This is a genomic window from Paenibacillus sp. FW507-14B1B (assembly GCF_058781425.1).
The window spans coordinates 187,359-202,381 of sequence record NZ_JBYSWS010000001.1; the positions used below are offsets into that span (position 1 = coordinate 187,359).

The 15,023-nt window shown below is 39.7% G+C and carries 10 protein-coding genes and 1 pseudogene; 7 read left to right on the top strand and 4 right to left on the bottom strand.

Going from position 1 to position 15,023, the window contains the following annotated elements:
• Positions 1-32: 32 nt before the first annotated feature.
• Positions 33-1,229 carry a multidrug effflux MFS transporter gene (locus tag AC3WJJ_RS00790; protein WP_492537128.1) on the bottom strand — a complete coding sequence of 399 codons (1,197 nt, stop codon included), beginning with the start codon at positions 1,227-1,229 and terminating at the stop codon, positions 33-35.
• Between the two features lie 233 nt (positions 1,230-1,462).
• Here AC3WJJ_RS00790 and AC3WJJ_RS00795 point away from each other — a divergent pair, with 233 nt between their 5' ends.
• Positions 1,463-1,645, top strand: a complete 183-nt coding sequence (locus tag AC3WJJ_RS00795) for an H-type small acid-soluble spore protein (protein ID WP_492537130.1) — start codon at positions 1,463-1,465, stop codon at positions 1,643-1,645.
• Positions 1,646-1,719: 74 nt separating this feature from the next.
• On the opposite strand, the gene AC3WJJ_RS00800 is transcribed toward AC3WJJ_RS00795, so the two are convergent.
• Positions 1,720-2,922: an MFS transporter gene (locus tag AC3WJJ_RS00800; protein ID WP_492537131.1), complete on the bottom strand. Its 1,203-nt coding sequence runs from the start codon at positions 2,920-2,922 to the stop codon at positions 1,720-1,722.
• 24 nt (positions 2,923-2,946) lie between these two features.
• Entirely contained in the window at positions 2,947-3,594 is a 648-nt protein-coding gene (locus AC3WJJ_RS00805) for a TetR/AcrR family transcriptional regulator (RefSeq protein WP_492537134.1), read from the bottom strand.
• A 126-nt stretch (positions 3,595-3,720) separates the two neighbouring features.
• Between AC3WJJ_RS00805 and AC3WJJ_RS00810 the strand changes: the two genes are divergently transcribed.
• Positions 3,721-4,548 carry a sugar phosphate isomerase/epimerase family protein gene (locus AC3WJJ_RS00810; protein WP_492537136.1) on the top strand — a complete coding sequence of 276 codons (828 nt, stop codon included), beginning with the start codon at positions 3,721-3,723 and terminating at the stop codon, positions 4,546-4,548.
• Between the two features lie 181 nt (positions 4,549-4,729).
• Positions 4,730-5,971 (top strand): ATP-binding protein, encoded by a 1,242-nt coding sequence (locus AC3WJJ_RS00815; RefSeq protein ID WP_492537138.1) that lies wholly within the window; start codon positions 4,730-4,732, stop codon positions 5,969-5,971.
• Positions 5,972-6,037: 66 nt separating this feature from the next.
• Here AC3WJJ_RS00815 and AC3WJJ_RS00820 read toward each other — a convergent pair whose 3' ends face one another.
• Positions 6,038-7,483: a DEAD/DEAH box helicase gene (locus tag AC3WJJ_RS00820; RefSeq protein ID WP_492537141.1), complete on the bottom strand. Its 1,446-nt coding sequence runs from the start codon at positions 7,481-7,483 to the stop codon at positions 6,038-6,040.
• A gap of 133 nt (positions 7,484-7,616) precedes the next feature.
• Here AC3WJJ_RS00820 and AC3WJJ_RS00825 point away from each other — a divergent pair.
• The 4 genes and pseudogenes from AC3WJJ_RS00825 (at position 7,617) to AC3WJJ_RS00840 (ending at position 15,012) form a co-directional block, all read left to right on the top strand.
• A pseudogene (locus AC3WJJ_RS00825) lies at positions 7,617-8,353 on the top strand (aminoglycoside phosphotransferase family protein).
• 489 nt (positions 8,354-8,842) lie between these two features.
• Positions 8,843-10,615: a methyl-accepting chemotaxis protein gene (locus AC3WJJ_RS00830; RefSeq protein ID WP_492537143.1), complete on the top strand. Its 1,773-nt coding sequence runs from the start codon at positions 8,843-8,845 to the stop codon at positions 10,613-10,615.
• Between the two features lie 42 nt (positions 10,616-10,657).
• Positions 10,658-14,356, top strand: coding sequence for a non-ribosomal peptide synthetase family protein (locus tag AC3WJJ_RS00835; protein ID WP_492537145.1), 3,699 nt, complete (start codon positions 10,658-10,660; stop codon positions 14,354-14,356).
• A 119-nt stretch (positions 14,357-14,475) separates the two neighbouring features.
• A complete protein-coding gene (locus tag AC3WJJ_RS00840; RefSeq protein WP_492537147.1) occupies positions 14,476-15,012 on the top strand; it encodes a GNAT family N-acetyltransferase in 537 nt (178 codons plus the stop codon).
• Positions 15,013-15,023 lie beyond the last annotated feature (11 nt).

Sequence of the window (15,023 nt, forward strand, 5' to 3'; positions counted from 1 at the left end):
TTTCGAGAAAATCGGCTTTTTGTATGGTTAGGTTATGAACCTGTTTTTTGATTAACGATAATCTTGTTGCTTACCAATACCATAGCTATAGACAGTACGAAGAAGTACAGAGGCATGGTGATCAATGAACCGTTATGAAGATAACTCATCCCGCTCGTAATCAAGCTCACTACAATATAGTAGCAAAATCCAAGAATGGCACCTGCTGTCCCAAGCACATCTCCATAATGGATAAGCGCTAAGCTTAGACAGTTGGGAATGGCCATTCCAATCCCTAGCAGCAGGATGAAGATGCATATTACCATTAGAACTAATGAGAGAACAGATGAATTCATCCCAATAAGGGTGAAACCAGTAAGAAATAAGGAGCCCAGAGCAGTTACCATAGAGCCAATTAGAATGATTTGCTCCGCTCTAAATGTTGAGATCATTCTTTTGGATAACATCGCACCGAATACGGAAGCTAAAGCTACAAAAATACCGAAAAAGCCAAATACTCCCGGAGACATATGAAAAAACTCCATAAAAATGAAGGGTGCTTCTGCATAGTAACTAAACAATATTCCATTCGTTGCTCCAATAAGAAAACCAAATGCCCAAATTCTTCTGTCATGAAGCATTCGTTTAGCAATCGATCTTGTGGTAATCTGTGATTTCACAAAGACTCTTGTTTCGGGTAAAGATACCATCGTGTAAATGAAAATTCCGATGCTCATCATAACTAGAATGAGGAAAACTGCTCTAAAGCCAAGGGATTGATCTACCCAGCCTCCAATTAAAGGTCCAATTGCCGGTGTGAAGGCTAGAGCCGCTGATATTTGAGCAAACATCGCATGTCGTTTCGCTCCGTCAACGCTCTCACGCAGAATGGTCTGCGTAACCACTGAACCGGTGCTTGCACCAAATGCCTGGATACAACGACTAACGAGCAGCCATTCAACGGAATGAGATAGATAACATCCCAAGCTTCCTATTCCATATACGAAGATACCCCAGAGCAATGCAGGACGGCGTCCGATCCGGTCAGAAAGCCTTCCCCAGAAAAAAACGCCTAGAGCGAAACCTAGGAAATAGATACTGAGTGTTAGTTGAATCTTGTTACTAGTTACGTGCAATTGGCTTGCGATATCCGGTAAAGAAGGAGTGTATATCGTTTCACTTATTTGTGGAAATCCTACAAGAATAATTAATAAAAATAATGATAATGTTGAGATTTTTTGTCGTTTCACTTTTATTGCCCCCTAAAAAATTAAATCTCAATTAAAGTGAAAGAATTTACGGGATAGGGGGCTTACATTTAGTTAGTCTAGTAAATGAGTTCATCTTGTTCACCTTTAACATAATTAGGGGGATTTATATCAAGCATTATAACAAGAATTTGATAAATACACCATGATATACATATCCCTTATGTCCCTGGTGAATAGTAAAGACGAACACTGTATAGAAGGAGGACTAGAACTTGAACATTCAAAGGGCACAACAAATTGCATCATCACCTGTCATGGCAAATGTGCTGTGCGATGGGACACCGGTCTATATTCAGCATGTGAATGAGCAGAAGGAGACAGCTCGAATCTATGCCCTTAGCCATCCGGAGGAGGAGCGGGAAGTGCCATTATACACGTTAACTGAACAAGAGTAATGATGGGCTCTTATAATCAAAGCAAAACCCGATGGCTACAACAGCCATCGGGTTTTGCTTTCTGCCTATATTTTTTATCCAACTAAGCTATTATCCACTTGTTTTTCTTTCCACACAAAAGTGATGACAAGACCAATAAATATAATAATTGCAGCAAAAAGATAAGGATAATTAATATTTACATCAAATAATATACCACCTAAAGCGGGACCTGCGATATTACCTAAGCTTGTATATGTTGAGTTCATTCCAGCGACAAATCCTTGTTCTTTTTCAGCCGTTTTAGATAGGTAGGTCGTTAAGGCTGGTCGTAATAGATCAAAGGCAAGGAAGATAATACTAGTTACGATCAATACAGATAAATAGGTAGAGATCATGGTGGATGCTACTGCAAATATGACACCAAAGATCAAACAGATCTGGATGAGTTTCTTCTCACCGAGTTTATCAACCATTTTTCCAAACAAGAAGACCTGAGCAACAACCCCGAAGATTGAGCTAATGGTAATAATGGTAGCAATATCTCGTGGAGTGAAACCAAACTTATCATCAGAATACATGCTAAATACTGTTTCATACGCGGATAGACCAAAGGCAAGTACGAAGACAATGATAAATGCAATAATGTACATCGGATGTAAGGAGCGTTTCAGGTCAGTTACAAAGCTGCTGTCTTTTTTCAGGTGACTAATTTCGGATAGCTGCTCTTTGGTAAGTGGTTCTTTTAATATAAATAGGGACGAAATACAGGTTATGAAGGCAAAGCCTGCAGCAAAATAAAACGGTGCACGTATGCCTAACTCGGCAATAAAGCCACCGATTCCGGGACCAATGATAAAACCGATACTGATCGCGGCGGAAACATAGCCCATCGCTTTAGGTCTTTCTTTGGGTGAGGTAATATCTGCAACATAGGCAGTTACACCAGGCATAATAAATGCACCAGAAATACCACCCAGAATTCTGGAAGCGTACAGGACGGATACATGTGTTCCTAGACCAAAAATCATCTCGGAGACACTGAACAAGAATAAGCCAATGACAATCATTTTTTTTCTGCCGAATTGGTCGATCCATCTTCCAGCAATCGGAGACATAAGCAGCTGTGCGAATGCAAAGCTTGCCATAAGGTAACCCATCGTTTGGCCAGATAAATGCATAACATGCTTAAAGGAAGGCATAACGGGCACAATTAGTCCAACGCCTAGAAATACAATAAATATATTACTTAGTAGAATAAGTAAGACTGTCTTTTGTTCTTTTAATGGTTTCTTCATGAAGCAATACCTCTCTCAGTAGAATCATAGCTGTGAAATACCTCTCCAGAATACAGTCCAAGAGGCTACTAACTTTTCGTTTAAACGTTGTTCATCGTTCCCATAGGCAAGTTCGAGCATGATCGAATCAACGACACCAAGGAAAGCGAGTGTAGGAATGATAGCCGCATCATCCACGATAATTTTGGCATCAATCCATTCTTGAAATTTACCTTCGAGCACAGTTTGGATTTTCTCTTCCGTATCGATAATTTCTTTATCAATGGCGTGTGCAAGATGCTGAGGAGGGAAAAAGGAGACTCGAAGCCAAAACTTTAACTGCTCGTTTTTTTGAAACAAGTCGATGACCAATTGAAGATATCCCAGTAAATCCACCTTTGGATTATGGATATCGAGTTTGCTCAAATATTGTAGTTTCGATGTAAGTTCGGTCTCTTTAGCGTCTTGAAGCACTTGAAGAAAGAGATCATCTTTTCCTTTGAAATGAGCATATAAGGACTGCTTCTTCATACCAACCTCATCGGCAATCTGAGACAGAGATGCCCCTTCATACCCGTGAGTCGTGAAATATTTCAAAGCGATAGCCTTTATTTCTTTACTTTTGATTTGTATCACCTCATTATTTAACGAACGTTCGTCAGTTATGTTAACAAAATAAATTTTTTTGTGCAAGTATAAAATGTATTCCGTGACTAATGGCGAATGATATCCAAGTACACATGTATGCAGATATTGAAATTTATTATTACCCCATAACTGTAAATAGGTATAGTGGGGACTGACAGAGGAGGCAATACAATGACTCATCATAGCGAAAATGCAGACCCAGCTAATTGGAAGGTAGGGACTTATTGGGATGTGTCTGAAGGCATTGATCTAGCCGTTTTGAAATCAGCTGGCCTAGATTGTGTGGAGTTGACGCTTAGATGCGAAAGTCCGAGGGAGGTTGAGTCTGTTCGGCAGGAATATGAAATGGTCGTTGAGCAAATACGCAAATCCGGTTTGGAACTTTGGTCAGTACACATACCATTCGGTCAGGAGTGGGATATATCTACAATCGATGTATCACAACGAAGATTGATTGTAGATGCAATTGCCAAGCTAATTGAAATAGCAGCGGAATGGCACCCGAAACATGCAATCATTCACCCAAGCTTTGAGCCGATACCATCAGAGGAACGAGAAGCGCGTATAGATGCTTGTCGTGAATCACTGCGTGAGCTAAGTGAATTTTCTATATCAAAGGGAGTTCGATTAGCTGCAGAATGTTTGCCTCGTACATGTTTAGCAAACGACAGCAAGGAGCTTCTCACTTTGATATCAGATTCACCAGAATGCGGCGTATGTTGTGATGTGAATCATCTGTTCCTCGAGTCTCCTGAGGATTTTATTCGTAAATTAGGGAACCGAATTTCAACGCTACATATATCAGACAATGACGGCGTGGATGAGAAGCACTGGATACCTGGTGAGGGCGTCATCCATTGGCCCGAAGTGATCCGAGCACTTGTGGAGATCGAATATAACGGTACCTTTTTATTTGAAGCGAATTATTCCGAAGCGCGAGAATTGATGAAATGTTACAATTATTTGTTGAACATTTCTTCCGGGAACGATTTAACATAACGGCCCAGGCCATCTCTAAAGATTATTATCTACAGGGGTGGCTTCCTTGTTTTTTTGAATAGACTCAATCGTTAACATAATTATCTATACATATGACATTAGGTTAGTGTAATCTCTATTTAGAGACATAGTATTGTCATGTATACGTAATTTACAGCACCTGTCGAAAGGAAGTCACCCTGTGTTTGAGACATTGCTTCTGAATTTTCTAGTTCTGTTATTGCCGGTCGTTATCTATATCATTTTTTTCGAAAATAGACCCTATACGTACTGTAGAAAAATCATAGTATTACTAGCAGTAGTGTCCATGAGTCTTTGTATGATCATGCCTATTCATTTAGATTCCGGATTTATATTTGATTTAAGATATATTCCATTCATCATCGTGTCACTTTACGGAGGACACAAATATGTTTTTCCTTTGTATGTCGTATTAAATGTATTGCGTTTCTATGTCGGAGGAGATGGGAGTATACATTCCTTGTTATTCTCAACCGTTGCACTACTATTAATACCATTATATCATCACAGGTTTATGAGCTTAAATTCAAGAAATCGTATCTTAAGTGCATGTGTGCTATCCTTTCTTACGATGGGATGTTATCTCCTAGCTGTAAGTTTAATCATTAAGCAACTGAACCAAGAGTTCTGGCTCATTGCAATAAATGCTATAACAACAAACATTGGTGCAATGCTGATCATTATGATTTTGGTTGAGAGAATCATAACGAATTTCAATAATCGTGAGCGCATCATTCAATCGGAAAGATTAAATGTTGTCAGTGAGCTTGCAGCCAGTGTATCCCATGAAATCAGAAATCCGCTTACGGTTACGAATGGATTTCTTCAACTATTAAATAAGTCTAATTCTTTAACCGATCGTGAAAAAAGATTTATTGAGTTATCCCTCCAAGAATTAACGCGAGCTGAGAAAATCGTCAGTGATTACTTGTCTTTTGCAAAGCCTCAGTCAGAGAATATGGTATATTCGAACATGAGTGACGAATTGGAATATACCAAGAATATCATCATGCCCTATGCCTCCATACATGATGTAGAGGTCGAGTTTACCTTCAATAACTCATTAAACACGTATTATGATCGGAACCAAATGCAGCAATGCTTAATAAATTTATATAAAAACGGAATTGAAGCGATGAAAGAATGTGGAGGGGGAACCTTATCCATCGAAATTTTGGAGAATAAGCGTAATATCGTCATTCGTATCTGCGATACGGGAGTTGGGATGACGAAAGAAGAGTTGTCGCGTGTAGGTAAGCCCTACTATTCTACGAAAGAAGAAGGAACAGGCCTAGGTATGCTTATGGTATATAGTACAATTAATAAATTGAAAGGTTCTATTAAAGTCCATAGTGAAAAAGGCCAAGGCACAACATTTCAGTTAACCATACCTGCTTCATAAAAAAACAGCTAGAGAAAGGTGCATGATCTGCACTCTTTCTCTAGCTTTCTTTGTTCAAAGAAATTTCTATTTCTTTCCTATACGGACTTTTAAAAGCTTGCCTTTAACTGTTGTATCCTTCATTAGCCCCAGCACCAGTGGGCCTTTACCATTAAGAATTTCTACATCTGTAACATTATCAAGAATTGTAATAATTCCGATATCATCTGCTGTAACTCCGTCTAGCTTAGCAATGGTTCCAACAAAGTCTACAGCTCTAAGCTTTTTCTTCTTACCACCGTTGAAGTTGAGTTTCGTAATCTGTTGATTTAATAGTTCACGTTTATCTTTTTTTAATACCGTTCTAACGAGTAGCTTCTGCTCAAAATCTTCTCTACGCATATCAACTGCTTCTTCTGAGGGAGCTTTGATAACAGGGATCTCAAATCCAATATATGCTTCGATTTCTCCTAGTCGATGACTATCTTTAGGTGTAACAAAGGTAATGGCTTTCCCTGTCTTACCAGCACGTCCTGTACGTCCCGTACGATGAACATAACTTTCTTTCTCCAGCGGAATATCATAGTTAATAACATGGGTTATGTTGGTGATATCGATGCCCCTAGCAGCAACATCCGTCGCTATCAGGTAACGGAATTGTCCTCTTCTAAATGCATTCATCACCTCAAATCGTTCGTCCTGCTCCATACCGCCATGTATACGATCACACGGGTATTCAAGGTCCGCCAATGATCTGAATAATGAATCTACATGTTCCTGAGTACGACAGAATATAATGCAGCTTTCAGGATTCTCTACGATGAGAAGATTCTGTAGAAGAGAGAACTTGTCACGCTCCATCACCTGAACAATGGAGTGTTCTATCGTAGCTGTGGTTAACCCGGATGCTTTAATCTCAATTTCAACAGGATTGTTCATGTATTTGCGTGAAAGTCTCGCAACATCTTCAGGAAAGGTAGCAGAGAATAGCATCGTAGATCTTTCACGTGGAAGTGCTTGAATAATGGACTGGACTTGCTCAATAAAGCCCATATTCAGCATTTCGTCTGCCTCATCAATAACAAGATAAGCTATTTTCTCTAGGGAAAGAGTGCCTCGTTCAATATGATCGAGTACACGTCCCGGTGTACCAACAACGATATGTGTTCTTTGTTTCAGTTCTGCCTTTTGTATATGAAAAGGATGCTTCCCATACAGAGCTGTAGCTTTGATCCGTTTAAAGCGTCCGATGTTTGTAATATCTTCTGTGACCTGAAGAGCAAGTTCACGGGTAGGTGTTAGGATTAATGCTTGCGGTTTGTTCTCGTTCCACTCCACTTGTTCACAAAGAGGGATCCCGTAGGCTGCTGTTTTGCCACTACCTGTCTGAGATTTAGCTACAAGATCGCTATTCTCTAGTGCTACAGGGATAACCTTTATCTGAACTTCGGTCGGAGTCTCATAACCCAAACTACTTAACGCTCTAACAATTTCTTCACTTAAATGATAATCTGTAAAATGCTTCTGACTCATTCTCAACCTCTTCTGCCTTGTATTTGAATTCTAAACATACTTTATATAGTATACTCTATATTCTGTAGTACTAGAGTGGAAATCGTTGATTACCTATAATTAATATATAAACGATGTTACGGAGTGATACATGATGATCCATATTACCGTCGATTTAGTTCGAAGATTAGTAAAGGAGCAATTTCCACAATGGTCTCATCTAGAAATCAAGCCGGTTCACCCGAATGGACATGATAATCGAACTTTCCATCTAGGCGATAAGATGAGTGTGAGATTGGTGAAACTTTATCTCATAATAATATTAATGATATGAAGGGATTTGCTAAGGATTTAGGTGACTTTTTAATTGAGCTACAATCGGTTGATGCTACTTACGGGCCTTTGGCTGGAGCGCATAATTTTTATAGAGGTGGATCTTTATCTGTATACGATGAAGAAACACGATCTGCTATTGAGCACAATAAGGATGTATTAGATGCACAGCTATTGAACGAAATTTGGGAACTATCATTGGCTTCTACTTGGGATTCTAAGCCACTATGGGTTCATGGTGATGTGGCGCCTGGAAATATACTTGTTAACAACGGTAAGATATGTGCGGTCATTGATTTTGGAATATTAGGTGTTGGAGATCCAGCTTGTGATGCGGTAATGGCGTGGACATTTTTCGACCAATCAAGCCGTGCTGTATTCAAGCAAGCGTTACATATGAACGAAGAGGCCTGGAATAGAGCAAGAGGATGGGCTTTATGGAAAGCTTTAATTACATATGAAGGGAATAGAAGAACAGATCAAGTAGTCACCGACGAAGCACTATATGTTATTCATACCATTTTGGATGATTATCTTATTGAACAAAATCTATCCTAAGTAAGCAGTTCATAAAGTCACTTGGCACAATCCAAGGATGTGCGCGGTGGCTTTTTTGCATTCACTGCTAGAGAGAACTAGAAAAGAATGATCTAAAGTATTAAAAAATAGAAGTACGTGACCGATTATAAATAGTACGTAAGAATTATTATGGTTATTATGACCTATTAATTCTTTAAACAGTCGAATGTTGAAATGTGAAGGAGGTTAAAGACGTAACATTATTCATTAATTACATGTACACAAAACAAGCAAACAAACCTCGAGTTTATTATCTTTAGGTTTTATTTTAATGCCTCTCGTTCTTAAGAATTGAGAGAGTGTACGCCTTAGAAAGTAGAAACAAAGCGTATAAGTGGGAATGAGGATCGGTGAACGATTAATACTTCAGAAAACAATGAGAAATCAAAATCAGTTAAAAGAGAGTTAGTAGATACATAAGAGATAAATGTAGATACATAAGAGATAAATAAAGGAGAGACACCCAGAATGAACAAGTTTATCCAAACTGCTAAAAAGTGGCGGTTTAAGAATCTTAGCATCGTTACAAGAAATATGTTATTAACTAGTTTTTATATTATTATCACGGGTGCGATTGTAATCGGTTCGAGCTTTTATATTCAAGGTAATGTGCTAACTGAGCAGCTTCAAGTGGATTCAGGAAGAACGATGGAAGCATTCGCTGGAAATATTTCAGCAGAGGATGCTATGGCTGCGAAATTGAATAAGGATCCTAATTCCTCGATTCAGAAGCAGATATCTGCAGCATTCGATGAATTAGCAGAAACGCATCCAAGTATTGAGCAAGGATATATTTTTGGTCCAGAACTTGTAGATGGCAATAAAACATCGATCATAGCTTTAAAAACGGGACTTTTGGAATTATTCCTCGAAGAAAATATGAATCTCGGTGAATTTTACGAGCAACCGAAGAATCATGCTGACACGGTCAGAGAAATGCTTAAGACAAAAGAAATGTCTTTTACCAAACCGTATAGCGATGACTTCGGAACCTGGATTACAGTGCTTTATCCATTCCAGGACAAGAGTGGCAATATCTTCGCCTATATGGGTATTGACGTAGATGCCAGCTTAATTGGCCATGGTCAACAGGAGCTCATTACGTATACTTTGATAGCACTGGTAATTACTCTGATCATCGTACTAGCAAGTCAGTATATAACAAACAAACGGACATTCGCTCCAATCAAGGATTTGATGGGGGCTTTAGAAAAGCTCAGTACAGGTGACTTTACTGTGCAGTTGAAAACAAGTGATGACGAACTTGGGCAAGTGAATGCCAAATTTAATTCCATGGTCAATCAGATTAAAGAACTTGTAACAACGATCAAGTCAGTATCAGAACAGTCTGCAGAGCAATCTCAGTTCTTGTTCTCGGCTGTGGAGACCAACAATAATAACTCAACTACTATAACGAATAATATAGCGGAAATGTCAGATAGTGTGTCAAAGCAGAGTACTTCGATTTCAGAAAGTGTCATTTCATTGCAAGAGATTTCTTCGGGTGTTACAACCATCGCTGATAATACATCAGAGTTGTCTGATATTTCTTTACAGATGAAGGAGCAGTCTGAGAGGGGAAATCAGAATGTGGAGCAAGTCATTGAGCAGATGAATTCGATTAATACTTCGGTGAAGAACTCTGTTAATACCATTGAAAAACTTCAAAATCGTTCCCAAGAGATTGGACAGATTGTACAAGTTATCACTGAGATTGCATCACAAACGAATCTGTTATCTCTCAATGCTAGTATTGAGGCAGCGAGAGCGGGTGAGCATGGACGTGGATTTGCAGTTGTAGCCGATGAGGTTAAGAAACTGTCAGAGGAATCTAGAAATTCAGCTGATCAAATCATTGAATTAATCCACTACATTCAAGATGAGACTGCATATGCCATGCAGGCCATAAGTGAAGGCGAGAGAAATGTTGTCAAAGGAATCGAAGTCGTCAAAGAAACAGGTGCTTTATTTAAAGGAATGTATATCGCAACTGACTCGGTAACGAGTCAAATTCAAGAGGTATCTGCAGCGACACAGGAAATGGTTGCCGAGACCGAACAAATAACGGCTTCGATTGAACAGCTCGCTGTGTTGGCAGAACGAAACTCTAATGTCTCCGATGAAATTCGAAATAGTACGGAGAAGCAGCAAGCCTCATTTGCCAAAATCTTTGATTCAGCTGAGCAGATGAAACAAGTATCAGGAAGACTCGAAACTTTGGTTGATAAACTACGCGTGTAACCATAAATGAAAAGAATGAGGGATTTAGCTTCTATGAATATCATGACCATAACAAAATTAGATAAAGACTACTGGGTAAAGGAGCTTCAACTTCCTTTTCCAGGGTTTAACTTGTACACCGATGGAACAGCGCACCTAACAAAAAGAGATATGCATCGTACAACGATGCGCTTGGATATCGAATTTACGAAAACAAAAATCTTCCGTGAGCGATATGATAATGATGCATGGATGCTGACTAGTTATATCGTGTTCCTATATAGAATGACACAAGACAAGGATCTATTAATCGGAGTTTACAATAAGAAGGGTAACCTTCTACCCATGCGTATCACAATAAGTGGTACGGATACTTTCAAGCAAGTCTATGAACAGGTATGGTCAAAATTTGAAGGGTTACAAGAGAGTGATCTGACATTACAGGACGTTGAGCACATGACAGAGCAGCCTGCTCACTTTCATACGATCTATGGTGACGATCATAGTCATAAGCAGAGTTGGTTGAATTGGTCGATCAAAACAGATAGCAAAGAAACTGCTGTGCATGTAACTTATGCTCGCCATCTATTTAAAGAAGAGACAATCCAGAAGTTTGGCAAGCATTTTCAAAATATCGTAAAAGCGACTTTGAATCATATGGATTCTGCAATCAACAGTTTGTCAATGCTCATTAAGGAAGACTTAGCTGCCTATGCGTCACTAAATGATACTTATAAAGAGCTTCCGACAAATGCATCCATTCCAGCGATGTTTGAGTCGGTCGTTGCAAAATTCCCTAATCATATTGCGCTTTCTGCTGCTCAGGAACAACTGAGCTATGAACAACTCGATCGTCAATCTAACAAAATTGCTAATATGCTAGTATCCAAAGGGCTTCGCAAAGGTCAGTTCGTATCGATCTTCATGGAGAGAAACCTGAACACGATCGTAAGCTTGCTTGGTATTATGAAGGCTGGTGGGGCTTATGTTCCCGTCGATCCATCACATCCGAATGATAGAAATGCTTATATCATCGAGGATACACAATCTACGATTATCCTTACACAGGAAGCTTTGATACCTAAACTAGAAGAATGGCTCGTTGATTTTGACAAGAAACCCGAGCTTGTTAGTCTCGACGGAAGCTTGGAGTACTCGGAAGAACCATGTGGCGTACATGTAGAAGAAGATGCACTAGCCTATGTCATTTATACTTCCGGATCTACAGGCAGACCTAAGGGTGCTTTAATCGGTCAACAAGGCGTCGTGAACCTTGCAATGGCTACGCAACTCGATGTTAAATTGACGGAGGATGATTATATTCTCCAATATTCAACCTTTAGCTTTGATGCATCGGTATATGATTTGTTTGCATCACTTTTCAGTGGTTCAAGATTGCACTTATTATCCGATGAAGAGCGTTTCTCTATCGATTCATTCACACAGACGGTTGTCGATACGAACGCTACTCGTATTGCATTCTTGCCTGGTGTATTCTTCAGACAATTAGCTGCTTATTTACCAGAAGATGCGTCTTACAAATACCGTAACATTAAGAGCGTGGCTGTAGGGGGAGAAGCATTATCAGGTGAGACCGTTCGTTTGTTTCAGAAAAGATTACAAGTACCTATCGTAAATGTATATGGACCTACGGAAATTACCGCAGTAGCAACGACTCATATCGTAGATTATCCTGTACCTGACGATCTTGCCACGGTTTACATCGGGACGCCACTAGCGAATTATGAATTATATATTGTGGACGAGAATAATGGTCTTTGTCCAACTTGTGTAACAGGTGAACTTCTTATAAGTTCTGTTGGTGTAGGAAAGGGCTACTTGAATCACCCTGAAAAGACGAAAGAAGTGTTCATAACAGATCCGATTACACCGAATTCCGGTAAGAAGTTTTATCGCTCCGGTGACTTAGTTCGGTTATTACCGAGCGGGCAGGTAGAGTATAAAGGAAGAATAGATTCGCAGGTTAAAATTAGAGGATTCCGTATTGAAATAGGTGAGATCGAGGACAATTTAGCAAAACATGAAGGAGTCAAAGATATTGCAGTCATTCCGGTAATTGAGAGTGATGGAACGAAAATGCTCGCAGCTTTCTATACCTCAAACGATGGTATGCCGGTCCCTTCTAAGGATCTAGTACAATTTCTAAGCAAAAAGGTTCCAAGTTACATGGTTCCTAAATATATTAACTTTGTTGAAGAAATGCCTGCATCCCCAACGGGTAAAATTGACCGTAAGAAGCTAGGAACGTTTGAACTATCTGCTTCGGTTGATGATTCTCACTATGAACCTCCTGTTAATGATCTACAGAGAGAAGTTAGTGCAGCTTGGGAAAAAGCACTCAGCCAGAAAAAAATCAGCATACACGATGACTTCTTCGAAATCGGTGGGTATTCACTGAAAATACTGGAGATACTGGTGATCCTTAAACCAAGTTACCCGCAGTTGAAAATCAATGATTTCTTCGTATATCCAACAATTGCAAAATTATCAGAGAGAATAGAAGAATTAGCACGAGAAGAGGATCAGGTTGATCCTATGGCGGATGCAAATCTTCCAATTCAGGATCTCTCAGAATATCCACTTCAATTCCCTATTAGAGATCATGGAACGCGTCCAGTATATACACAAGATCATATACTCCTGACGGGTGGCACAGGTTATCTCGGTTCGCACTTGCTTTATTCAGTTTTGCAGCAGTCAAAAGCTACTATTTACTGTCTTGTTCGGCCATCTGAGATTCAAGAAGCCTATGAACGGCTGGAGCAGACGATGTTCGGATACTTTGGAGAAAATGTAAAGCAACTCATGCAGAACCGAGTTATTGCAATTGAAGGCGATCTAGAGAAAGAGAATCTCGGTTTAACGAATGAAGTTCTTACATTGGTTGAGAAGAGTATCGATTCTATAATTCACTGTGGGGCAGATGTGAAGCACTTTGGAGAATCTGAACATTTTGCTAGAGTGAACGTGGACAGCACGAATCGATTACTTGCATTCACCAAGAATAAACCTCATATGCGATTCCATTTCATTTCGACGCTAGGTATTCCGGAAGATTTGGCTTTAAACGGTCAGTGGGATTCAGTTATTGCAGGTACCGGTTATGATGCTGCTTATGTCGAGAACGTCTACACGAACAGTAAACTGAAAGCGGAGAAGCTGGTCATCAAAGCAGGCGAAGAAGCGGGTGTTGCGGCAACCGTTTATCGAGTGGGTAACCTTTCTTGTCATTCAGGCAATGGGTTATTCCAGAAAAATATTGATAATAATGCATTTTATCGGATGCTAAAAGCGATGCTTCTTCTGAAGAAAGCACCTAAAGTACGCTGGGAAGTTGACATCACACCGATTAACTATGCAGGAGATTCAATAACCGCTCTAGCACTTCAGGAAGAAACGGTTGGACGTGTATTTCATATTTGTAATCCAGTTGCGATCTCTTATGAAGACATGGTTGGGTATTTCAAAGCGTATGGCTATGAGATTGCACTTTTGGATTGGAAAGCGTATCAGACATGGCTTCTGGACCCGAAAGAGTCTAAAGATCAAACTGGCTTAGAACTAGCCATGGCACAATTGGAAGGAGATGGAGCGAAAAACTCCATTTATCGTTACACATGTCCGCAAACGGTAGAATACCTTTTGAATTCTGATGTGAAGTGTGCTTCAGCTGACGAGCAGTTCTTTAAGAAGTTGATTGATTATGCTGTTCATATTGGTTATTTCAAAAAACCTGAATAAAGGGATTTAAACAGGGGGCATCTTCATGGATGCTCCTTTAATTTATTATAGAGATGTTGTTGCAACAGGTTTAAGATAGTAAACTGGACGAATAACAAATAGAGGTAGAAGGTGTTAAAGTGAATATTGAAATTCGAACAGGACGCAGTGAAGATCTTCATGTCATTATGGAGATGATTTCAAGGTGTGTTAAAGGTATGCAAGACGGTGGAAGTGATCAATGGGACGATCAATATCCGAATCCAGATGTGATTGGTGAAGATTTGGAGCGCGAAGCATTGTTTGTTGCTATAGGCGATGGCCGTATACTTGGCATGATTGTGCTGGATCAGAATCAAGAAGATCATTTTGAAACTGTCGACTGGAAGCAGGTGGAGGGGCCGCATTTGATCATGCATAGGCTCGCTGTCGACCCTCTAGCACAGGGGCAAGGAATTGCAAGGAAACTGGTTGCTTTTGCAGAGGAGTACGCCCTTCAGGGCGGATACAAAAGCATCCGTCTTGATACTTATTCTAAAAATGCTGCAGCATTAAAGCTATATCATGGATTAGGCTATGATTTGGTAGGTGAAGTATATTATCCGGGAAGAGTAGCGGGCTTCCCTGTATTTGAAAAGGATCTCACATCAAGCTTATCAGCAGCAAAACATCGTTAGGGGTTATTTTT